Raw genomic sequence first — 21,422 nt, forward strand, 5'->3', positions numbered from 1 at the left:
GGTTTGCCTGCATCTGCATCAAGCTGCAATCTTAGCGCGTCCGTGGATTGATATTGCCATCCGTTAAGAGGGCGAGCGCACTTTGCTATCTATTCAAGGGGAACTTCAACCAATTGTGGATTATCGATATACTTACTTCATTGCCTGGCAGTTTGCTAGTGTAGTGGATGTTGGGCGATGGCGCAGGATCTCGCTGCGAAGGATGTGATTTTTTATAGCTGAACAAGCAACTAAATGTGTCGTTCCACTGATAGCAACCTTAGGAGAATCCTTTGGCTCAACTGCAGCAACCGGCGCATCCGGAAAACTGCGTAGCGCAAGACGAGGTTCAAGATCAGCTGGTAGCCGGCCTGCTGGCGCCCCATGCCCACGTCTCTCCCAAATATCTATACGATGTACTCGGCTCCCGCTTGTTTGCGGCGATCTGTGAACTGCCGGAATACTATCCGACCCGTACCGAAGCAGCGATCTTCGAACAGAATGCCGGCGCGATCGCCGCGGCGCTCGGCCCCGATGCGACCCTGATCGACCTCGGCGCCGGCAATTGCAGCAAGGCGGCGCGCCTGTTCCCGAGCCTGCGGCCGAAGCAGTATGTAGCGATCGACATCTCGGAAAAATTCCTGCGCGAAGCGGTCAGCGCGTTGCAGCAGCAGTTCCCGAAAATCAAGATGACCAGCCTGGGCATGGATTTCTCCTCCGAGCTGGAGCTGCCTGCCGCGGTAGGTGCGCAGCGCCGCCAGTTCTTTTATCCCGGTTCTTCCATCGGCAATTTTGCGCCGCTGGAATCACTGAAGTTTTTGCACAATATCCGCAAGTCCATCGCCGGCAGCGACGGCGGCCTGCTGATCGGCATCGACCTGGTCAAGGACAAGGCCGTGCTGGATGCCGCCTATGACGATGCGCTAGGCGTCACCGCGGCCTTCAACCTGAATTTGCTGAACCATGTGAACCGCCTGCTGGAAGCCGATTTCCAGCCGCAGCAATGGAGCCACCGGGCCTTCTACAACGAGGCTCGGCATCGCATAGAAATGCACCTGGAAGCACGCCAGGACCTGGTGGTCCATTGGCAGGACGGCGGCATGCGGCGCTTCGCCCAGGGCGAAAGCATCCATACCGAAAGCAGCTACAAATACACCGAGCAAGGCTTCATTGACCTGCTGCAGCAAGCCGGCTTCGGCAAGGTCCAGACCTGGAGCGACGAGCACAACTGGTTCATGGTCTGCCATGCCCGCATCGCTTGAACGCGCAACCCGACAACAGGATGACGATGGATATGGTGACCAGACCCGGCCTGGCCTCTGAGGCTGCAGGCCAAGCAACGCAGGCAATGCGCCATCTGGCGGCAGCTTTCGCAAGCGTGCGCGAACAGAGCTGCCGGCTGGTGCAGCCCTTGTCGGCAGAAGACTGCTGCGTGCAATCGATGCCGGATGCCAGTCCCGCCAAATGGCATCTGGCCCACACCACCTGGTTTTTCGAGACCTTCATCCTGGAACGTTTCGAAAGCGCCTTCCAGCCTTTCCACCCGGCCTTCCGGGTGCTCTTCAATTCCTATTACGAAGGCGTAGGCGAACAGCATCCGCGTGCGCAGCGCGGCCTGATGACGCGGCCGGCGCTGGCGGAGGTGCTGGCCTACCGGCAGAACGTCGACCAACGGCTGCTGGCGTTGCTGGCGCAAGTGCCGGCGGCAGACATTGCCGGCGAACTGGCGACCCTGGTCGAACTCGGTTTGCAGCACGAACAGCAGCATCAGGAACTGCTGTTGACCGATATCAAGCATTTGCTGTCGATGAATCCTTTGCTGCCGCCTTACCACGGGCCTGACGCCACGGCCGACGCTGATGCTGGGCGCGAACAAGCGCGTGCGCTGCGCTGGCAGCCGTTCGAAGCCGGCATCGTTGAAGTCGGCCACGTTGGCCAGGGATTTTTCTTCGACAATGAAACCCCGCGCCACCGTCAGTTTGTCGAACCGTTTTCAATGGCTTCGCGGCTGGTCAGCAACGGCGAGTATCTCGCGTTCATGGAAGACGGCGGCTACCGCAATCCCTTGCTGTGGCTGGCGGCCGGCTGGGACTGGGTGATGCAGCAGAAGATCACGCAGCCGCTGTACTGGCATCAGGCCCAGGCGCAATTCGATTCGGCCTGGCGCGAATTTACCCTGCATGGCCCGCAGCCGCTAGCCCTGCATGAAGCCGTCACTCATCTGTCCTTTTTTGAAGCGGAAGCCTATGCGCGCTGGGCTGGCGCCCGTTTGCCGACGGAGGCGGAATGGGAAGCCGCGGCGGCTGGTGGCCCACTGCAAGGAGAGAATTATTTCGGCGTCGCCTGGCAATGGACCACCAGCAGCTATGCGCCATATCCCGGCTACGTCGCCTTGCCTGGCGCCGTCGGTGAGTACAACGGCAAATTCATGGTCAACCAGTACGTGTTGCGCGGTTCTTCGGCGGCGACGCCGCATGGCCATGCGCGTCTAAGCTACCGCAACTTCTTTCCGGCCACCGCGCGCTGGCAGTTCAGCGGCATCCGCCTGGCGCGTTCTTAAACGATATTTCGCATGACTTTTTGGGTCATTTCCGGCATTGGTCGGCAGGGAACTGCAGCTTGCTCAGATGTTCAATCAGGAAATCGACGAATACCCGCACTGCCGGCAACAAACCGCGCTGGGTCGGGTATACCACTTGCACATGTCCGGCCGGCGTGGTCCAGCCGGGCAGCACATGGACCAGCCGGCCTTGCGTCAGCTCTTCGCTGCAATACTCGGTAGGGAGCATGGTCAGGCCGAGGTGCCGCAGCGCCGCCCGCTTGCGCAAGGGAAAATCCTCTACCGCCAGGCGCGCTTCCGTCACCAGTTCGTAACGTTCATCGCCGGGGCCGTCGAGCAGCTGGTGGACGCGGCGATCACGTTCAACCGCGCCGAGGAAGGGCAGTTTTGCCAGTTCGCGCGGGTGGTTAAGGACGCCATATCTGGCCAGCAGCTCCGGCGTCGCCACCAGCACGCCAGAGGCGGAGCGCAAACGACGTGTCGCCAGGTTGGGATCTTCATCGTCGGTGGCGCGTACCCGCACGGCGACATCCACCCCCTCTTCCAGCAGGTTGATGCGGCGGTTGGTGAACAGCAGGTCGATATTCACTTTCGGATAGCGCTCCAGGAAAGCCGGTAGCGCGAACGCCACTTCCGTCTGCGCAATCGCCACCACGCAGCTGACCCGCACCGTGCCGCTCGGTTCAGCCAGCGAGCTGGTGACCGCCAGTTCGGCCGCTTCGGCGGCGGCAATCACCACCTGGCAGTGCTGGTAGTAGCGGTTGCCGAGATCGGTCAGGGCGATGCCGCGGGTGTTGCGTTGTAGTAAGCGCGCGCCCAGGCGGGTCTCCAGCTCTGAAATTCGCCGCGACAAGCGCGACTTCGGGATGCCCAGGCTGCGGCCGGCCGCCGTGAAACCGCCTTCCTGCACGACATTGGCAAAGAAATAGAGGTCATTCAAGTCTTGCATGATCGTCATCCACTGTTCTGTATGTGGAACAATATATCTTATTTTTGCTATCTAGTTCTATTATCGATGCGGGGATACCATGCACTCAATGGTTCAGGTAACCAGGCAAATCAAACTCTGTTGGCATCGTGATGTACGGATCGCTATAGATTTTGACCCACTCTTAATTTAATCGAACGGCATATATCATGAAACTCTTACATATTGATTCCAGCATTCTCGGTGACGCATCCGCCTCACGCCAACTGACCCGCGAAGTAGTGGCAACACTGCAAGCAGCGGATTCCGATCTTGAACTGACTTACCGCGACCTGAGCAAAGACGTCACCGCCCATTTGAGCGGCGCGAGCTTTGCGGCCAAGGGCACACCTGCGGAAAAACGCAACCTGGCGCAAAAGCTGGAAGTGGAGCTCAGCGAAGCAATCCTCAATGAATTCATGGCGGCCGATGTGATCGTGCTCGGCGCGCCGATGTACAACTTCAGCGTGCCGACCCAGCTCAAGGCATGGATCGACCAGATCAGCGTTGCTGGCGTGACTTTCCGTTATAGTGAAAAAGGCCCGGAAGGCCTGGCCACAGGCAAGCGCGTGGTGATCGTGTCTACTTCGGGTGGCAAACATGCCGGCAGCCCTACTGGCGTCGCCCATGAAGACTATCTGAAATTGGTGTTCGGCTTCCTCGGGATTACCGATATCGAAGTGGTTCGCGCTGACGGTTTGGCCTACAGTCCGGAAGTGAAAGAAGCTAGCTTTGCGGCAGCACGTGCGCGTATCAGCGATCTGACCAGCGCAGTGGCAATGGCCTGATCGGCAGGGCTGAAATGAAAAAAACGCTACTTGGTAACTAGTAGCGGTTTTTTTTCGCCTGCTGTTTTTATTCGGCGTAGAAGAAGTAATAGCGCGGCGGAACGTCACTGGTAACTGACGTCCGGCCGCGCTGATGTAAGCATGTAGTACGGTAATACCCAGCTTGCACGATACCTGCCTGCCGCGTGATCGCCGCGGCAGGAGGATAAAAGAAAGCTGTGGTTTACGCCGCTGCCGCGCTCCCGCCGATTTCCTGGTTAGCGGCCTGGCCGGCGATTTCAATCTGCCGGTTGACGGCGCTCAGGATCGCCTTGAACGAGGCGGTCAGGGTATTGGCGTCGATGCCGACGCCGAACCCGGTTGGCGCATCGTTGAGGCGCAGCTCGATGTAGCTGGCGGCCTGGGCGTCGGCGCCGGCGCTGATCGCATGCTCATGGAAATCCATTAGCTTGATGTCCAGCCCCAGTGCATTGACGAAGGCGTCGATCGGACCGTTGCCCTGGCCGCTGCTGGTGTGCGCCTGGCCGTCGCGCACGATGTCGATTTCGATCTTCACCGGCTGCGCCTGGCGCGAATCTTCACTCATGCGGTGGCCGCAATACACATACGGCGTTTGCTTGTCCAGATACTCTTGTTTGAAGATGTCATAGATATCGCTGGCGGCAATTTCCTTGCCGGTGGCGTCGGCAGCTTTCTGGATTGCGCGGCTGAATTCGATCTGCAGGCGGCGCGGCATCGCCAGGCCGTAGTCCTGTTCCAGCAGATAAGCCATGCCGCCCTTACCGGACTGGCTGTTGACGCGGATCACGGCATCGTAGCTGCGGCCAAGATCGGCCGGGTCGATCGGCAGGTAGGGGATTTCCCAGATGGCATCGGCCTTCTGTGCGGCGAAACCCTTCTTGATCGCATCCTGGTGCGAGCCGGAGAAGGCGGTAAACACCAGGTCGCCGACATACGGGTGGCGCGGATGGACCGGAATCTGGTTGCAATCTTCCACGCATTGGCGAACCTCATCGATATCGGAAAAGTCCAGGCCGGGATTGACACCCTGGGTGTACAAGTTGAGGGCCAGTGTCACCAGGTCGACATTGCCGGTGCGTTCGCCGTTGCCGAACAGGCAGCCTTCGACGCGGTCGGCGCCGGCCATCACGGCCAGCTCGGCGGCGGCGACGCCGGTGCCGCGGTCATTGTGCGGATGGACGCTGATGATGGCGGCATCGCGGCGGGCCAGGTTACGGTGCATCCATTCGATCTGGTCGGCGAATACATTCGGTGTGCTGCACTCGACCGTGGTCGGCAGGTTGAGGATGACTTTGCGGGCCGGCGTGGCTTGCCAGGCGTCGACCACGGCGTCGCAGACTTCCTTGGAGAAGTCCAGCTCGGCCATGCTGAAGGTTTCCGGTGAATACTCGTAGCGCCATTGGGTTTCTGGACGGGCATCGGTCAGCTCCTTGATCAGGCGCGTGCCGGAGACGGCGATTTCCTTGACTTCGTCGCGGCTTTTGTTGAACACGATGCGGCGCCAGGCCGGTGCGATAGGATTGTACAGATGGACGATGGCTTGTTTTGCATCTTTGAGCGAGTCGACGGTGCGGCGGATCAAGTCTTCGCGCGACTGGGTCAAAACGATGATGGTGACGTCGTCGGGAATATGCTTTTCCTCGATCAGTTTGCGGACGAAATCGAAGTCAGTCTGCGAGCCGGATGGAAAACCGACTTCGATTTCCTTGAGACCGATTTTCACCAGCAATTTGAAGAAGCGCAGCTTGCGCGCGGCATCCATCGGTTCGATCAAGGCCTGGTTGCCGTCGCGCAGATCGGTGCTCATCCAGATGGGCGGTGCGCTGATCACTTGATTCGGCCAGGTGCGATCGCTCAAGGGGATCGTCGGAAAAGGGCGGTATTTGACTGCGGGATTTTGCAACATCATGGGAAGCCTCTCTGGGAGCTGGTTAAATTTACTGGATACGTTTGCTAGATACGTGCGCTAAATGCGTGCGCTAGATGCGTATGTCGATGAAACAGGAAAACGGATAGGTCGGTGGCGGCGCGGTTGCCTGGCTGCCACTCGAAAAAATCAACGCGAGGCCAGGCAACCGATCGGTAGCTTTAGCAGGGATAGCGATAGCGAGCAGGTGCGTGCCGTGGTGGTGGCAATGGCGGCGATGCAGGAGAGTGAAGAGTGAGGCTGGGTGCGGTACATGGAATCGGGCTCTTTAAAATTGAAACGCCTTGCGGGATTTCAGTTTTACTACTGTGATTTCTTGGTTTGGCGGTGCTGCTGCCAGGCGCCCCGTCAGAACGGGGCCGAGATCATAGTGCGCGTAGTAGCGCTAGCGCTAGTAGCGGCAACAGCAGCATTGCCGGCAGTAAGCCAGGATGCTGTTGTAGGGAGCGGGATTGGATGCGTGGGGAAGCCATGGCCTTAATGTATGAGATAAAGTCGGGGCTTGTCAAGCATGACTTGGCATCCGGCCAAAAATAGCCGGCAATCGGCGTTGTCGGCGCTGCCGTTCACGTAAATATTGCATTTTGGCAGCGGACGCCCCGTGCCGCGTAGCGCATTCAACGCGTGCCGAACAGGCCAATCAGACCGATGACGATCAGGTACAGCGCGATGATGTAGTTCAGCAGCCGCGGAATTGCCAGGATCAGTACGCCGGCGATCAGCGAAACGATAGGGGTCAGGTGCAGGGTGGTAAACATATGCATTCCTTTTTCGAGTGGCACGATGGCATCTGACTCGATGATACGGCGTCGGCTGCTTTTCCAATGTAGGACAAGGCCGCCATCCGCTGTAGGAAGGCATGGAGGACAAAAAAACGGCTTGGCTGACCACTGTGACGGGAGGAGAAACCGCCACGATGTTGGCTAATGCCGATAAGGACACACATTCCGTCAATTGCACGCATTGAAACTTGGCGGTCAGCGTCAGCAACGGGCAGGTCGTCGGCGCTTAGGACCCGTCAGGGAATAACTTGAACATTTGAGCGGCCATAGCTGGCGCGCTGCTGCCGCTGTTACGTTCGCCACCGCTTGCAGTGCTCGCACCGCGGCGCGGCGGGCGCCTTGCATCGCATCCAGCTATGGCCACCCAAATGCCCAACTTATCCCCTGACGGGTCCTTACCATTTCAGAGCGGGCAGGAGACGGATTCACTCCCTTCCCGGGGAATACATTCGCGCTGCGGCGGCTGCCGCGGCGCATGGTTCAGGCAGAGCCGTCGGGCTCTTTGATCATTTACAGCGCTCTTGTGCCCGAAATCAGGCGTGTGATAAAGGCGGAGCGTTCGTTTTTCTGTTTCGGCAGGGCACGCTCGATCATCGAGGTCCATTGCTCCGACAATTGCTGGCAAGTGGCGCGCAGCACCGGCGCCAGTTCCGGCCAGTCGGACAGGGTGCGCAAGTGCCGTTCGATGGTGCGCGCCGACTGCACGCAGGCGTCGGTCGCCAGGGTGTGCATATTGTATTGGGATATCAAGTGCAAGACCGCTGAGATCAAGAGCTCTGGCGGGGTACGGTAGTTGTCGGCCGGGCCGTCTGTTGCATCGCGCGTACTAATCATCAAATGCTCCTTGATAGAGTGGCTTTAAATAGTAATGATTCTCATTTAAATTATTATCCAAGGCGAGTTCGATTGCAAGCACTTTGCGATTTTTTTAGCGAAGGGGTTAATCAGGCGCTGGCGGCCGCGGTTTGCGGCGGGCAGGACATCAGGCATGCCGTGCCGTCGCGGCCGACTTCCTTGAAGCCTGCCACCTCATATAGTCTTCTGGCGGGGTTGCCATCAAGGACGCTGAGTACCGTCGGCAGCCGGTCATGACCCGCCTGGGCCAGCACCTTGTCGATCAGCAGGCGGCCCAGTCCTTGGCCCTGGAATGCAGGCGTGATCTGGATTTGGGCGATATACCACTGCGTAGGCTCGCGATAGGCTTTCAGCAGCCCGATCTGCTGGCCCGCGATGGAGATGATCTGTGCGTGCTCGAACTGGAACAGGATGCGCGCCAGGTGGGCGGCATCGTTGCTCGCCGCGTTCGCCCGCGCCAGATGCTCATTCATGGTGGCATGCCGCAATGCCATGAGAAAGGGCAGGTCTGCGCTGCTTGCCGGCCTGAATTCGAGTTGCGTCGCCATGCCTGTCCTGGCTTATTTGTTTACCAGATGCTTAGGCACCGACAGCGTCAGCACGGCGCCCAGCAGCAGCGACGCCGCCAGTACGTACATGCCGCTGTTGGTGCTGTGGGTCTGGTCCTTCAGCCAGCCGACCAGGTAGGGGCTGACGAAGCCGGCCAGGTTGCCAAGCGAGTTGATCAAGGCAATTCCGGCCGCGGCCGCGGCGCCGCCGAGAAACGCTGTCGGCAGGCTCCAGAACAGTGGCAGCACGGTAATGATGCCGACCGTGGCCAGCGTCAGCGCCGCCATGGCCAGCAAGGTATTGTGGTCGTACACGGTACTGAAGATCAGGCCGATGCAGCCCAGCACCGCCGGAATCGCCACATGCCAACGCCGCTCGCGCCGCAGGTCGGCGCTGTGGCCGATCAAGATCATGGCGACCGCGGCGGTGGCGTAGGGAATCGCGGTCAGCAAACCGATGTTGAAGGTATCGGTGACGCCGGTGGTCTTGATGATGGTCGGCAGCCAGAAGCTGACGCCGTACAGGCCCATGACGAAGCAGAAGTAAATCAGCGCCATCAGCCAGACGCGCGGATTGGCGAACATCTGGCCCAGCGAAGCCTCTTGCTTCTGGCTGGTTTCAGCCTGTATCTGCGCTTCCAGCAGCAGCTTTTCCTGTTCGCTCAGCCAGGCTGCGCCGCGAATCCGGTCCTGCAGGTAAAAGATCACCACCACACCCAGCACCAGGGACGGGATCGCCTCCAGGATGAACATCCATTGCCAGCCCGCCAGCCCATGCACGCCGGGCAGGGCTTTCATGATCCAGCCCGACAGCGGACCGCCGATGACGCCGGAGACCGGCACCCCGGTCATGAACAGCGCCGTCATCTTGCCGCGCCGGTGTGCCGGATACCAGTAAGTCAGGTAAAGAATGACGCCGGGGAAGAAGCCGGCTTCGGCGACGCCCAGCAGGAAGCGCATGGCATAGAAACTGGTCGGACTGTCGACGAAAATCATGGCGCCGGAGATCAGGCCCCAGCTGATCATGATGCGGGCGATCCAGAGCCGGGCGCCGACCCGGTGCAGCATCATGTTGCTGGGGATTTCAAAGATGAAGTAGCCGATAAAGAAAATCCCGGCGCCGAGGCCGTAGACGGTTTCACTGAACTTCAGGTCATTCAGCATCTGCAGCTTGGCGAAGCCGACGTTGACGCGGTCGAGGTAGGAGGCGACGTAGCAGAGGAACAGCATCGGCAGCAAGCGCCAGGTAACCTTGGCGTAGGTGGCGGCTTCGAAGGCGCTGCCGGCGGCAGCGTTTGCTGGGCTTGAAGGTTCGGACATGTCTCTCTGCCTTATTTTAGTTATAAGAAGCGACGGTGGAATTTCAGCTTGGCGATGATTTTGTAAGATGCATTGTAGCCGGAGCCCAGTGTCGTGTCATGCCTCCGCTGTCGATTTCAGGGCGGGGCGGACGAACTCGTTTACACTATTCCTGGTTGCCCAGCCTATCAACACACAACACAGAGGTCCGCGTTTTATGGAGTTGCGTCAACTGCGCTATTTTGTCGCCATCGTCGATCATGGATCGCTGTCGCGTGCGGCGCGCGTCTTGCACATCGCCCAGCCGGCGCTGACCCAGCAGATCAAGCAGCTGGAAGACGAGTTGTCGGCGCAGCTCTTGCACCGTTCGGCGCAGGGCGTGATCGCTACCGATGCCGGCAAGATTTTCTACGAACATGCGCAAGCCATCCTCAAGCAGGTGATTGACGCCAGGTCGGCCGTTGCGCAATCCACCGACAAGCCGACCGGCACGGTTGCATTAGGTATCCCGCAAAGCGTTTCCGGCATCCTGGCGCTGCCTTTGCTGACGGCGATGCGCGCCCGCTATCCGGATATCTCGCTGCAGCTGACGGAAGAACTGACCGGCAACCTGATCGAGCAGCTCAAGACCGGCCGTATCAACCTGGCGGTGCTGTTCGACGACGGCCAGTTAGGCTCGTTTGCCGTGACGCCGCTGGCGGAAGAGGAAATGATGTTCATCACGCGCAGCGGTTCGCAGTATGCGACCGCGCGCCGTTCGGTGACCTTTGCTCGCGCGGCCAAGGCCCGGCTGATTCTGCCGGGCATGCAGCACGGCGTCCGTCCGCGCATCGAAAGCGTCGCTCGGGCGGCCGGCATCGTATTGGAAAACGTCATCGAGATCAGTTCGGTGACCATCATGAAGTCGGCCATCCTGGCCGACATCGGCGCCACCATCTTGCCGGTGGCGCCCCTGCTGCCGGAGATCCGGCGTGGCGAAATGACGGCCTACTCGATCAGCGGCGAAAAATTGTCGCGCACGCTGGCGCTGTGCGCTTCCAGGAATATTCCGCTGACCACCGCGGCGGCGGCGGTCGAACGGCTGGTGCTGGAGGTGACCGATGAACTGTGCCGCAGTGGCGAGTGGCTGCATGCAAGGATCCTGGCGCGGCCTTGACGTGTATCGGTTTGCTGGAGAGAAACTGGCTATCGTTTTTTCTTATGCCCCTATCCTGAATCGGTATTTCCTGTCCGCGGCGATGCTCCCTTAGACTTCAGTCACAGCAGAGTTAAACGCGTGCTGCGAGGGCCGCCACCATGGCCGCATCGTCTGTCAGTCGGATGCTTTACCGAATCTCCATATGACAGATTTTTCCCGGATTACCCTTCCGAGAATGCTTTGAAAACCGCATGCGCCGTACTGTTTGCTGGTATCCCGGGAATCTGTGCCGCAGCTCCGCCCTGATCAAGCGGAGCGAGCCGGTAGCCGCTTAGTGCCCGCCGGTCTCGGACCGGTCGAGGCGGTCATGTTCGGCGAACACTTCCTTGGCCGCAAACATGCCGTTCAATGCCGCCGGAAAGCCGGCGTACAAGGCCATCTGCATGATGGTTTCAGTGATTTCCAGGCGTGACAGGCCGACATTCAGGGCCGCCGCCAGATGCACCTTCAGTTGCGGCTGCGCCGTTCCCATCGCCGTCAGCGCGGCTACCGTCGCCAGCTCGCGCTGTTGCAGGGTCAGTCCCGGACGCGAATAAATTTCGCCGAAACCGAATTCGATGACATAGCGTCCCAGGTCTGGCGAGATGTCGGCCAAGCTGTCGATGACCTTTTCGCCGGCGATATCGTCCACTTCCTTCAAGCGTTGCAGACCTTTTTCGTATGTGCTTTGTTGCATGTGATGCTCCCAATGATTATGTGTCGACGAGGGCTTTCAGCTGTTCTTCCTGGCTGGCGTAGATGGCGATTTTTCCGCGCAACATGGCCAGGGTGTCTTGCAACACCAAAAGATCGGCTTCCAGCGTTGTGGCATGCTGTTCCAGCAATGCCTTGCGTTCTGACACACTTCCAAGGCGATCCCCCAGCCTGCGCAGCTCCGCGTAACGCAGCATCTGCTGTATCGACATCCCGGTAGCGCGCAGCCTGAGCAGGAATTCAATCCAGCGCAGGTCTTCCTGGCGGTACAGGCGATGCTGATTGCTTTGCCGCGGGACAGGATCTATCAAGCCTATCTTTTCGTAATAGCGCAAAGTGTGGACGCTGAGTCCGGTTGTTGCTGCTGCCTGTTGGATCGTGATGGAAGTGGCCATGGGATAAAGTGTAGAAGTTAGAGTGCGCTCTAGGTCAAGCACTATTATCACAGCAGTTTGCTGGCCGCGGGAGTCTGCCGGTCAACGCAAATGCATGGCAAACGATTAAAATTGGCGCTAGGTTATCGAAGATTGCTATAAAGATAATGCCGCGACAATGCAGCGACGATAACAGGCTGCCGGGCTCCGCCCAGGCATCGCTAAGGAAGCAGTAAGGGAAGCAATGCATATTCTTTTGGTGGAAGACGATTCGGTGCTGGCGGACGGCATCCTGCGCATTTTCAAAGGCCACGGCATGGTGGTCGACGTGGTGCAGAACGGTAACGATGCCGATGCACTGCTGCAGCGTACGGAAATCTCCGTGGTCGTGCTGGATATCGGTTTGCCCGGGATCGACGGCTTTGAAGTGGTGCGACGTCTGCGGGCGCGCGGCAGCCAGGTGCCGGTACTGCTGCTGACCGCGCGCGATTCGGTGCAGGACCGGGTTTACGGACTGGAACTGGGCGCCGACGATTATCTGGTCAAGCCGTTCGCCACGCAGGAGCTGGTGGCGCGGGTGCGCGCGCTCTTGCGCCGCAGCGCGCCGCAGCCGCTGGAAATGCACTTGGGCGGGCTGTCGCTGAATACTTCATCGCGGCGGGCCAAGATCAACGGCAAGACGATCGATCTCTCGGTGCGCGAGTGGGCGGTGCTGGAATACCTGCTGCAGCAAGCGTCGCGGGTGGTGTCGCGGCAGCAGATCATCGACGCCATCTTGCCGTGGGGCGCCGAGCTGACCCTGAATGCGGTGGAAGTCTACATCTCGCGCATCCGCCTGAAGATTGCCGATGCGGGTATTGAAATCCGCACCATACGCGGCTTCGGCTACATGCTGGAAAAAACCGAACCATGAAGCTGCCCAGCATCCGCGTCAGCTTGCTGAAGTGGCTGGTGGTGCCGCTGCTGAGCGTGAATATCATCGGCGCCGGCGTCACTTACTGGCTGGCCTGGATCCCGGCCCAGATCGCCTTTGACCAGAGTCTGGCGGATGCCGGCTGGGCCATGATCCCGCGTTTGCATGAGAATGGTTCGCAGGTAGAGATCGATCTGTCGAAGCAGGCCGAGCAGGTGCTGCGGGTCGATCACTTCGACGCCATCTTCCTGGTGGTGCGCGATCAGCAAGGCAAGCTGCTGGCGGGAGACGCCGATTTTCCTGCGCTGCCGGAACGTGAAGCGCTGAACGAGCCGGCTCCCTACGATGGCTTCATGCGCGGCGAACCGGTGCGCATCATGGCCTTGAAAACCCTGGTCGGCAAACAGACGGTGCATATCGGCGTCGCCGAAACCTTGCGTAAGCGCACCCACATCCGTTCCGTGATCTTCCTGGCGCTGCTGTTGCTGGAGGGGGTATTGGCGCTGGCGCTGATAGCCGTGATCTGGCTGGCGATCAGCAAAGGTTTGCTGCCGCTCAAGAAAATGCGGGAGGAGCTGAATGCGCGTAGCCGCGACGACTTGTCGGCGCTCGACGAGAAGCCGGTGCCGTCCGAGCTCGCCCCGGTGGTGAAAGCCATCAACGGCTTGCTGGAGCGGGTGCAGCAGGACGCCAAGGCGCAGCAGAATTTCCTGGCGAACGTGGCGCATCAGTTGCGCACGCCGCTGGCCGGTTTCCGGACGCAGCTGGAGTGGCTGCTCCACAAGCATGCGGATGAGCCTGAGAGCGCCCATTCGATCGTGCTGATGACCTCATCCACCGAACGCATGATCCGCCAGACCAACCAGTTGCTGACGCTTGCGCGCGCCGAACCTGCCAAGTTTGAAAAGGAAAGGCTGCGGGTGGTGGAAATGAACCAGCTGGTCGAGGGCTCGGTCCAGCATTTTGTCGAAGAAGCGCACAAGAAGCATATCGATCTCGGCTTCAACCTGCAGCCGACGCGGGTGATGGGCGACCATTTCCTGTTGCGCGATCTGATTGATAACCTGATTGACAACGCCATCCGCTATTCGCCGCGCAATGGCCGGGTCACGGTCAGCACCCTGCAAGGCAAGGACGGCGGGATCTTTTCGGTGGAGGATTCCGGGCCCGGGATCGCGCCGTCGGAGCAGGAATCGATTTTCAAGCGCTCACACCGGCTCGACGACAGCGTCGCCGGCAACGGCCTCGGACTGGCCATCGTGCGCGATATCGCCAAGGACCATGGCGCCAGGATCACGCTGGAACCGGGCGCGGCAGGCGGCACGATCTTTTCGGTGCATTTTCCCTTCCCAATTTTGGGCGCGCCTTCAAAACTCCCCGCTTAAGCTTCATTCCGGTGCATGGGCAGTGCAGCAAAATCGCCCCTCCGGCCAGGTCGATCCAGGGTGGAGTGACGAAATGGCATTTATTGTATAAATAATAAATTCCGTGCTTTTCCTCCGCTGCGGGGACAGTAATATGCACTAAATAGTTCCTTATGTGTATAACTTTTACGCTTGTTACTTTTGAGCGCTTGAGTTGTTGTATGCCGCTTACGCCAAGCCACGTCAGTTCCCAAAGTCAATTTCTTTCCGGTAATTTAAATGTCGAGCAACCGCTCCTCCGTATGGTGCGCCGCAACTGGCGGACCGCCCGGAGAGGCATAGTTCAGCGTTAAAAGTTTTGTGGCATGTTTGTTGCTCTGCTTGTGTTTGTGCGGAAATATTTTTTCGCGGCACCCAAAATGTGGCGCAGAAAAAGAACTTCGCTAGAAACGTCAACACCGCAAAAGAAACCTGTTTTCCCGGTATGTGAACAAGGTTTCGCTTGCATCGCCCACAAGGCGATTAACAAATCTGTGTGTTTTTTACAAAAATTTTTATGCTCTGAAACTTACCCAAAGGGAGTTTGTAATGATAAAAGAAAGAAAGTTGCCTCATGCGCTGCGACTGATGTTTTCAGGCGGCGTGGCTGTAGGGCTAGGATTGCTGGCTCATTCGGTACAGGCGCAGGAGACAAAGGCCGACGATTCATCGCAACAGATGCAACGTGTTGAAATTACAGGTTCATCAATCAAACGTATTACCAAAGAAGGGGCTCTGCCGGTCCAGACGCTGACGCAAGACGACATCGCCAAGAGCGGCGCCACTTCGGTGACCGACCTGATCCAGGCTTTGCCTTCGATGCAGGGCTTCGTCCCGCAGTCGAGCTCGGTCAACGGTAGCGGCGGCGGCTTGGAAACAGCCTCCATCCACGGCATCGGATCAGCTTACACGCTGGTGCTGCTGAACGGTCGCCGGATCGCTCGCTCGCAGGATACCGCGGTCAACCTGGCCAGCATCCCGCTGTCTGCTGTCGAACGGGTTGAAATCCTGACTGACGGCGCCTCGGCCTTGTACGGCTCCGATGCGATCGGCGGCGTGGTCAACTTCATTCTCAAGAAAAATTCCACCGACCTGACACTGACCGGCAATTACAATTCTCCGCTCAAGTCAGGCGGCAAGAGCTACAACGTCGGCATCACCAAAGGTTTCGGTGATCTGGACAAGGATGGCTACAACGTCATGCTGTCGTACAGCCACGACGAACAGGCCAACCTGGAAGCGAACCAGCGCAGTTTTTCCAATAGCGGCCTGGTGCCGTTCAGCGTCGGCGGCCAGCAATACTCGCTGTACCAGTTGAGCAGCTATACGGCGCCAGCCGGCGTGACGCTGAAAAGCAACGGCGGTAACACCGTGACGCAGTTTTCACCCAATTATCTGCAAACCGGCCAATGCGCGGCGAATACTTTCCTGTCCGGCCAGTATTGCAAATACAATTACGCCTCGACGGTGGAGCTGATTCCGAAGTCGACACGCGACAGTTTTGTCGCATCGGGCAATTTCAAGCTCAACAGCGCTACTACGCTGTTCGGTGAAGTAGTGGCGTCGAGCTTCAAGATCGAGCCGCAATATGCGCCGGCAGCCCAGGGCTTGCAGCTGACGCCTGGCAGCGCTTTGTACAACAAATACGTCACGCCCTATCTGGGGCAGCTGGGAATCGCTCCGGGTGACGTGACCGGCGCTACGATGAACATGCGCCTGGTCGATGCCGGCGGCCGTACCGACGAGTACAAGACCAACGCCTTGCACATGGCGTTCGGGGTGGATGGCAATGCTTATGGATGGGACTACAACGCGTCCTTCACCCATTCGCAAAATACCTGGACCGACACGGCGACCGGCGGCTACCTCAGCAACAACGCCTTCAACACCATCGTTGCGGCAGGTAATTTCGATCCTTTCGCGACTCCCGGATCAGCGGCGGGCGTATTGGCGCCAGCCGTTCTGCACCAGGAACTGAATAAATCGACCACCAAGCTGGATGTGCTGAACCTGCATGCTTCGCATGACTTGTTCACATTGCCAGCGGGTACCGCGCAGATCGGTATCGGCGCCGAAGTGGCAAGAGAGCAGTACAGCCTGAGCCCGAGCGCCATTTTGATGGGGACCAATGCGCTCCAGCCTAATTACACCGACTTCATGATCGGCGGTAATGCCGGCCAGCTGCCAATCGATGCAAGCCGCAAGAACTACGGCGCCTTCACCGAATTGCTGGTGCCGGTGGCGAAGAACCTGGACCTGACAGGCGCCTTGCGTTACGACAGCTACGATGCTGCCAAAAACGATGCGAACTTTGACATCAACGGCAATCCGATCGCTTCGGCAACCCAAGGCAACTCCGCCAGCAAAGCCACGTACAAGATTTCGGCACGCTGGCAGCCTGTGGATTCCTTCCTGTTGCGCGGTTCCTACGGCACAGGCTTCCGGGCTCCTAACCTGTCGCAGATCACCAATCCGCTGTCGCCGTTTGGCGTAACCCTGGGAACATACACCTGCCCGTTTTCACCACCTGATCCACGTGCGGCAGGTTGCCAAGGCACGTCTCAGTACGACGTGCTGCAAGGTGGTAACGGCCAGACTGGTTCCGCTGGTTTGAAGCCGGAAACATCAACCCAGAGCACGATTGGCTTCCGTCTGGAGCCGATCCGCAACCTGTCGATCGGTTTCGATCTGTGGCGCGTCAATATCAAGAACCAGATCGTGTTCCTGCCGGAGTCGCTGCCGTTCGCTAATCCAGCTGCGTATTCGAACTACCTGACCTTGTACAACGATCCGGCTATCGGACCAACAGTGGCCCTGCTGCAAACACCGGTCAATCTGGCCAGTGCTTCGTACCAAGGTATCGACTGGGATCATAGCTACCGGACCAAGACGCCGATTGGCGACATGAGCCTGCAATGGACTGGTACTTACATGCTGAAGGCCCAACAGGATATCCCGGGCAACGGCGTGCAGAGCGACATCGGCAAGTACGGTTCGGATCAGCAGGTGGTGTTCCGCATCATCTCGCACCTGGCTGCTTCCTGGAAGCAATCGGACCATTGGACGCATACCCTGACCGCCAACTACCGTTCCGGTTATCACGACCAGACCTATACGGCAGACAGCGGTGCGGTGCGCATCATCAATCCTGACGGTTCGTACGGCGCTTTTGTGGACATGCCTAACCACGATGTGGCTTCTTACACCACATTCGACTGGCAAACCAAGCTGACTGTGCAAAAGGGTCTGGAAATCACGGCAGGCATCAAGAATCTGTTTGCCCGTACTCCGCCTTTGTCTCTGGTCAATGCCGGCGGCGGCAACCAGGTTGGCTATGATGCACGCTACACTGATCCGCTGGGACGTCAGCTCTACCTCACCGGCAGCTACAAGTTCTGACCGTAGCTAGCTAGCAGGCTGATCACGCCTGAAAGCCGGACGCGAAGTTTGCGTCCGGCTTTTTTATGTCCGCCGTAACGCAGCCTGAATTCAGGCCTTGGATTTTCTGCAGCCAAATGTTTCAGTGAAGAACTGATAAGATAGGCCGATCGTCTGATGTGAAACTGGCAGCGTGACGGCTGCCGCCTTTCTGACAGGAAGATCTGCCCATGAACTTAGCTAGCCGTCCAGCGGTGCTGGACTTGATTGGCAATACCCCGCTGATAGAAGTCACGCGGCTCGATACCGGCTGCTGCCAGTTGTTCCTCAAGCTGGAATCGCAAAATCCCGGCGGCTCTATCAAGGACCGCATCGGACTGTCCATGATCGATGCGGCCGAGAAGGACGGCCGCCTGCAGCCCGGCGGCACCGTGATCGAGGCGACTGCCGGCAATACCGGCCTGGGCCTGGCGCTGGTGGCTTGCGCCAAAGGTTATCGCGTGATCCTGGTGGTGCCGGACAAGATGGCGGTGGAAAAAATCCAGCACCTGAAAGCGCTGGGCGCGCAAATCCATATCACCCGTTCCGACGTCGGCAAAGGCCATCCGGAGTATTACCAGGATGTGGCAGCGCGCCTGGCGCGCGAAATGCCGGGCGCTTTCTTTGCCGACCAGTTCAACAATCCGCACAACCCGCTGGCGCATGAGCAAAGCACCGGCCCCGAGATTTGGCAGCAATGCGAACAGCGGCTGGATGCGATTGTCTGCGGCGTCGGCTCGGCCGGCACGCTGACCGGCCTGACGCGTTTCTTCCGCAAGGCGCAGCCGCAGCTGGAATTTGTGCTGGCCGATCCGCAGGGATCGATCCTGGCCGAGTATGTCAACACCGGTGAGATAACCTCGACGCCGGGTTCCTGGGCAGTCGAAGGCATCGGCGAGGATTTCATTCCATCGATTGCCGACCTCTCGGCGGTGAAACATACATATACCATCAGCGACGAAGAAAGCTTCCGCTGCGCGCGCGAACTGGTGCGGGCGGAAGGCATCCTTGGCGGTTCCTCCACCGGCACCTTGCTGGCGGCGGCTTTGCGCTATTGCCGCGAGCAGACGGTGCCCAAGCGCGTGGTCACCATCGTCTGCGATACCGGCACCCGCTACCTGTCGAAGGTGTACAACGACAACTGGATGCGCGACCAGGGCTTGCTCAAGCGCGAAATACTGGGCGACCTGCGCGACATCATCGGCCGCCGCTACACCGACGGCGGCGTCATCAGCGTTGCCGCCGACGATACCCTGATGACCGCCTTCAACCGCATGCGCAGCGCCGACGTCTCGCAATTGCCGGTGCTGGCGCAGGAGGGCCGCCAAGTGGTCGGCATCATCGATGAATCTGACCTGCTGCTCAAGGTGGCGGCAGCGCCCGCGCACTTCAGCGACCCGGTCAGCAGCACCATGACCAGCGCCATAGAAAAGCTGGCGCCAGACGCCGGCTTGCCGGCCTTGCGCAACACGCTGGCGCGCGGCCTGGTCGCCATCATTGCCGACGACCAGCAATTCCATGGCCTGATTACCCGTTTCGATCTACTCAACCATCTTCGCAGGAGCCTATGATGAAATCAGACCCGAGCAACCATAAAGAGGGCGGCCACGCGGCCGGCATGCATTTCGCCACGCGCGTGATCCACGCCGGCCAGGCGCCCGATCCGTCTACCGGCGCCATCATGCCGCCGATCTACGCCACCTCCACCTTCGTGCAGCAAAGTCCGGGCGTGAACAAGGGCCTGGATTACGGCCGTTCCCATAATCCGACGCGCTGGGCGCTGGAGCGCTGCGTCGCCGATCTCGAGCAGGGCGCGCAAGGCTTCGCCTTCGCTTCCGGCATGGCCGCTGCCGCTAATGTGCTGGAGTTGCTGGATGCTGGCGCCCATGTGATTGCCGGCGACGACCTCTACGGCGGCACCTACCGCCTGTTCGACAAGGTGCGGCGGCGTAGCGCCGGCCTGTCGTTCAGCTATGTCAACCTGGTCGATCCGCAAAACCTGCTGGACGCTATCCGGCCCGAAACCAAGATGGTGTGGGTAGAAACGCCAACCAATCCGATGCTGAAACTGGCGGACCTGGAAGCGATCGCCAAGATCTGCCGCGAGCGCGGCATTATCGCCGTGGCCGACAATACCTTCGCCAGCCCGATGGTGCAGCAGCCGTTGACGCTGGGCTTCGACGTCGTGCTGCATTCCACCACCAAATACCTGAATGGCCACTCCGACATCATCGGCGGTATCGCCGTGGTCGGCCGCGAAGCGCGCCAGGCGGAATGGCTGGAGCGGCTTGGATTCCTGCAGAACGCGGTGGGTGCCATTGCCGGTCCGTTCGACAGTTTCCTGGCTCTGCGCGGCATCAAGACATTGGCGCTGCGGGTCGAGCGCCATTGCCAGAACGGGCTGGAGCTGGCCAACTGGCTGGAAAGCCTGCCGGAAGTGGCGCGCGTCCATTATCCAGGCTTGCGCTCGCATCCCCAGCATGAGCTGGCGCAACGTCAGATGCAAGGCTATGGCGGCATCATCTCGGTCGACCTGAAAACCGACCTGGCCGGCGCCCGGCGCTTCCTCGAGCGCTGTGAAATCTTCGCCCTGGCGGAAAGCCTGGGCGGCGTCGAAAGCCTGATCGAGCATCCAGCCATCATGACGCATGCGACGATTCCCGCGGCGCACCGGGCGACGCTGGGGATCACCGATACGTTGATCCGGTTATCGGTCGGGGTGGAAAATATTGCCGATCTGAAGAAGGATTTGCAAAACGCCTTTGCTGCGATGAAAGCATGAGCCAGAGTTTGCCGGAATGGGAGCAACGGCTGGCGGCGCTGTGGCAGCAGATCGATGCCATTGCGCCGGAGCAGCTTGTGGCCGGGGTCGACGCGCTGGCCGCAGAGCGGCCTGAGGCTGACCCCGTGGCGCTGTTCGAGCGTGCCTGCGTGCGGGACACTGCTGGCTTGGAAGCGGAGGCGGAGCCGCTGTACCGGGCGGCCCTGGCCAGCGCAAGTCTCGATCCTTACCGCCAGGCACGGGCGTCGATCCAGCTTGGCAGCAGCTTACGCCTGCTTGGGCAGCTGGATGAAAGTGAGCGTCTGATTAGCGCCCAGCTGCAGCGTTATGCCGATCCCGCCTACGGCACTGCTTTGTACGATGAAACCCGGGCCATCCTGGCGCTCACGTATCTGGTGCAGGGCAGGGCGGTGGAGGCGGCTTGCCTGGCGCTGACGACGCTGGCGCCGCATTTGTCGCGCTATAACCGTTCGGTGACAGGAAACGCCGCGGAAATTCTCAAGAACGCCGCGTTGGCCTCGAGCTGGTCTTGATCGCCGGCTGAAGTTTCTAGGTTGTCCGCAACAAATAAAAAGCCCGGATGCCTGTGTCTACACAGGCATCCGGGACTTTTCCACAGTGCGCTTACTGGTAGTTGACCACCAGCGAAGCGCCGCTGACAGCGCCGGGCGCGTCGATGGTGACGCTTTCGGCATTGCTGCTGCCGTTGGATTTGGCGTCGTAATTAAATAGGGTCGGAGTTTTTTTTCGCGGCTTTTTGCGAAAATTACTCCGACCCTACTTAACGGGCTACGGAGTACGTGTCTTGGCATGCTAAGAACTGCATGTGCGTTGCTAAAACTGTTGCTACTCCGTGGAAGCTAGCCGGGGTGGCCCGGCGGCCAGTCACTTTTTCTTGCTTTGCCCCTCGCCGGGC

18 protein-coding genes are annotated in these 21,422 nt (G+C 59.4%); 10 read left to right on the plus strand and 8 right to left on the minus strand.

All coding sequences use genetic code 11. From position 1 onward, the window contains the following. Window positions 1–272 precede the first annotated feature (272 nt). On the plus strand, window positions 273–1,241 hold the full coding sequence (gene egtD / locus CPter91_RS09305) for an L-histidine N(alpha)-methyltransferase (protein ID WP_082792729.1): 969 nt from the start codon (window positions 273–275) through the stop codon (window positions 1,239–1,241). Window positions 1,242–1,261: 20 nt separating this feature from the next. Continuing rightward, a complete protein-coding gene (egtB, locus tag CPter91_RS09310; protein WP_167595149.1) occupies window positions 1,262–2,539 on the plus strand; it encodes an ergothioneine biosynthesis protein EgtB in 1,278 nt (425 codons plus the stop codon). Between the two features lie 25 nt (window positions 2,540–2,564). On the opposite strand, the gene CPter91_RS09315 is transcribed toward egtB, so the two are convergent. Then, entirely contained in the window at window positions 2,565–3,488 is a 924-nt protein-coding gene (locus tag CPter91_RS09315; protein ID WP_061946045.1) for a LysR substrate-binding domain-containing protein, read from the minus strand. Window positions 3,489–3,676: 188 nt separating this feature from the next. On the opposite strand from CPter91_RS09315, the gene CPter91_RS09320 reads away from it, so the two are divergent. Continuing rightward, the gene (locus CPter91_RS09320; protein WP_061939562.1) at window positions 3,677–4,294 is read left to right on the plus strand and encodes an FMN-dependent NADH-azoreductase; all 618 of its coding nucleotides are present in this window, start codon (window positions 3,677–3,679) and stop codon (window positions 4,292–4,294) included. A gap of 223 nt (window positions 4,295–4,517) precedes the next feature. Here CPter91_RS09320 and leuA read toward each other — a convergent pair whose 3' ends face one another. The 5 genes from leuA to CPter91_RS09345 all read right to left on the minus strand — a co-directional run bounded on the left by leuA (window position 4,518) and on the right by CPter91_RS09345 (window position 9,747). Continuing rightward, window positions 4,518–6,224, minus strand: a complete 1,707-nt coding sequence (leuA, locus tag CPter91_RS09325) for a 2-isopropylmalate synthase (protein WP_061939564.1) — start codon at window positions 6,222–6,224, stop codon at window positions 4,518–4,520. Window positions 6,225–6,859: 635 nt separating this feature from the next. After that, entirely contained in the window at window positions 6,860–7,000 is a 141-nt protein-coding gene (locus CPter91_RS25640) for a DUF3096 domain-containing protein (protein WP_082792731.1), read from the minus strand. A 534-nt stretch (window positions 7,001–7,534) separates the two neighbouring features. Next, window positions 7,535–7,858 carry a hypothetical protein gene (locus tag CPter91_RS09335; protein WP_061939568.1) on the minus strand — a complete coding sequence of 108 codons (324 nt, stop codon included), beginning with the start codon at window positions 7,856–7,858 and terminating at the stop codon, window positions 7,535–7,537. Window positions 7,859–7,968: 110 nt separating this feature from the next. Continuing rightward, the gene (locus tag CPter91_RS09340; RefSeq protein WP_061939570.1) at window positions 7,969–8,427 is read right to left on the minus strand and encodes a GNAT family N-acetyltransferase; all 459 of its coding nucleotides are present in this window, start codon (window positions 8,425–8,427) and stop codon (window positions 7,969–7,971) included. A gap of 12 nt (window positions 8,428–8,439) precedes the next feature. Next, window positions 8,440–9,747 (minus strand): MFS transporter, encoded by a 1,308-nt coding sequence (locus tag CPter91_RS09345; protein ID WP_061939571.1) that lies wholly within the window; start codon window positions 9,745–9,747, stop codon window positions 8,440–8,442. 196 nt (window positions 9,748–9,943) lie between these two features. On the opposite strand from CPter91_RS09345, the gene CPter91_RS09350 reads away from it, so the two are divergent. After that, a complete protein-coding gene (locus CPter91_RS09350; RefSeq protein WP_061939573.1) occupies window positions 9,944–10,882 on the plus strand; it encodes a LysR substrate-binding domain-containing protein in 939 nt (312 codons plus the stop codon). Window positions 10,883–11,195: 313 nt separating this feature from the next. Here the strand turns inward: CPter91_RS09350 and CPter91_RS09355 are convergent, their stop codons facing one another. Both CPter91_RS09355 and CPter91_RS09360 read right to left on the minus strand, forming a co-directional pair. Next, window positions 11,196–11,600 carry a carboxymuconolactone decarboxylase family protein gene (locus CPter91_RS09355; RefSeq protein WP_061939575.1) on the minus strand — a complete coding sequence of 135 codons (405 nt, stop codon included), beginning with the start codon at window positions 11,598–11,600 and terminating at the stop codon, window positions 11,196–11,198. Between the two features lie 16 nt (window positions 11,601–11,616). Next, window positions 11,617–12,012: a MerR family transcriptional regulator gene (locus tag CPter91_RS09360; RefSeq protein WP_061939577.1), complete on the minus strand. Its 396-nt coding sequence runs from the start codon at window positions 12,010–12,012 to the stop codon at window positions 11,617–11,619. Window positions 12,013–12,235: 223 nt separating this feature from the next. Here CPter91_RS09360 and CPter91_RS09365 point away from each other — a divergent pair, with 223 nt between their 5' ends. The 6 genes from CPter91_RS09365 to CPter91_RS09390 all read left to right on the plus strand — a co-directional run bounded on the left by CPter91_RS09365 (window position 12,236) and on the right by CPter91_RS09390 (window position 21,039). Then, on the plus strand, window positions 12,236–12,904 hold the full coding sequence (locus CPter91_RS09365) for a response regulator transcription factor (protein ID WP_061939580.1): 669 nt from the start codon (window positions 12,236–12,238) through the stop codon (window positions 12,902–12,904). Continuing rightward, entirely contained in the window at window positions 12,901–14,289 is a 1,389-nt protein-coding gene (locus CPter91_RS09370) for a sensor histidine kinase (RefSeq protein ID WP_061939582.1), read from the plus strand. The genes CPter91_RS09365 and CPter91_RS09370 overlap by 4 nt, the downstream gene beginning before the upstream one ends. A 567-nt stretch (window positions 14,290–14,856) precedes the next feature. Then, window positions 14,857–17,706 carry a TonB-dependent receptor plug domain-containing protein gene (locus CPter91_RS09375; RefSeq protein ID WP_061939584.1) on the plus strand — a complete coding sequence of 950 codons (2,850 nt, stop codon included), beginning with the start codon at window positions 14,857–14,859 and terminating at the stop codon, window positions 17,704–17,706. 209 nt (window positions 17,707–17,915) lie between these two features. After that, window positions 17,916–19,295, plus strand: a complete 1,380-nt coding sequence (locus CPter91_RS09380) for a pyridoxal-phosphate dependent enzyme (RefSeq protein ID WP_061939586.1) — start codon at window positions 17,916–17,918, stop codon at window positions 19,293–19,295. Further along, window positions 19,292–20,506, plus strand: a complete 1,215-nt coding sequence (locus tag CPter91_RS09385) for a trans-sulfuration enzyme family protein (RefSeq protein WP_231879936.1) — start codon at window positions 19,292–19,294, stop codon at window positions 20,504–20,506. Before CPter91_RS09380 ends, CPter91_RS09385 begins: the two co-directional genes overlap by 4 nt. Beyond that, window positions 20,503–21,039: a tetratricopeptide repeat protein gene (locus tag CPter91_RS09390; protein WP_061939588.1), complete on the plus strand. Its 537-nt coding sequence runs from the start codon at window positions 20,503–20,505 to the stop codon at window positions 21,037–21,039. The genes CPter91_RS09385 and CPter91_RS09390 overlap by 4 nt, the downstream gene beginning before the upstream one ends. The last annotated feature ends 383 nt before the right edge of the window (window positions 21,040–21,422 follow it).

Source organism: Collimonas pratensis, assembly GCF_001584185.1.
In the GTDB taxonomy this organism is placed as follows: Bacteria; Pseudomonadota; Gammaproteobacteria; order Burkholderiales; family Burkholderiaceae_D; genus Collimonas; species Collimonas pratensis.

What these genes read in the sequence shown, in the direction of transcription:
- CPter91_RS09360 (WP_061939577.1), bottom strand. Translation starts at nt 12,012, where the DNA reads ATGGCCACTTCCATCACGATCCAACAGGCAGCAGCAACAACCGGACTC.
- CPter91_RS09335 (WP_061939568.1), bottom strand. Translation starts at nt 7,858, where the DNA reads ATGATTAGTACGCGCGATGCAACAGACGGCCCGGCCGACAACTACCGT.
- CPter91_RS09380 (WP_061939586.1), top strand. Translation starts at nt 17,916, where the DNA reads ATGAACTTAGCTAGCCGTCCAGCGGTGCTGGACTTGATTGGCAATACC.
- CPter91_RS09320 (WP_061939562.1), top strand. Translation starts at nt 3,677, where the DNA reads ATGAAACTCTTACATATTGATTCCAGCATTCTCGGTGACGCATCCGCC.
- CPter91_RS25640 (WP_082792731.1), bottom strand. Translation starts at nt 7,000, where the DNA reads ATGTTTACCACCCTGCACCTGACCCCTATCGTTTCGCTGATCGCCGGC.
- CPter91_RS09365 (WP_061939580.1), top strand. Translation starts at nt 12,236, where the DNA reads ATGCATATTCTTTTGGTGGAAGACGATTCGGTGCTGGCGGACGGCATC.
- leuA (WP_061939564.1), bottom strand. Translation starts at nt 6,224, where the DNA reads ATGATGTTGCAAAATCCCGCAGTCAAATACCGCCCTTTTCCGACGATC.
- egtB (WP_167595149.1), top strand. Translation starts at nt 1,262, where the DNA reads ATGACGATGGATATGGTGACCAGACCCGGCCTGGCCTCTGAGGCTGCA.
- CPter91_RS09375 (WP_061939584.1), top strand. Translation starts at nt 14,857, where the DNA reads ATGATAAAAGAAAGAAAGTTGCCTCATGCGCTGCGACTGATGTTTTCA.
- CPter91_RS09390 (WP_061939588.1), top strand. Translation starts at nt 20,503, where the DNA reads ATGAGCCAGAGTTTGCCGGAATGGGAGCAACGGCTGGCGGCGCTGTGG.
- CPter91_RS09345 (WP_061939571.1), bottom strand. Translation starts at nt 9,747, where the DNA reads ATGTCCGAACCTTCAAGCCCAGCAAACGCTGCCGCCGGCAGCGCCTTC.
- CPter91_RS09370 (WP_061939582.1), top strand. Translation starts at nt 12,901, where the DNA reads ATGAAGCTGCCCAGCATCCGCGTCAGCTTGCTGAAGTGGCTGGTGGTG.
- CPter91_RS09340 (WP_061939570.1), bottom strand. Translation starts at nt 8,427, where the DNA reads ATGGCGACGCAACTCGAATTCAGGCCGGCAAGCAGCGCAGACCTGCCC.
- CPter91_RS09355 (WP_061939575.1), bottom strand. Translation starts at nt 11,600, where the DNA reads ATGCAACAAAGCACATACGAAAAAGGTCTGCAACGCTTGAAGGAAGTG.
- CPter91_RS09350 (WP_061939573.1), top strand. Translation starts at nt 9,944, where the DNA reads ATGGAGTTGCGTCAACTGCGCTATTTTGTCGCCATCGTCGATCATGGA.
- CPter91_RS09385 (WP_231879936.1), top strand. Translation starts at nt 19,292, where the DNA reads ATGATGAAATCAGACCCGAGCAACCATAAAGAGGGCGGCCACGCGGCC.
- CPter91_RS09315 (WP_061946045.1), bottom strand. Translation starts at nt 3,488, where the DNA reads ATGCAAGACTTGAATGACCTCTATTTCTTTGCCAATGTCGTGCAGGAA.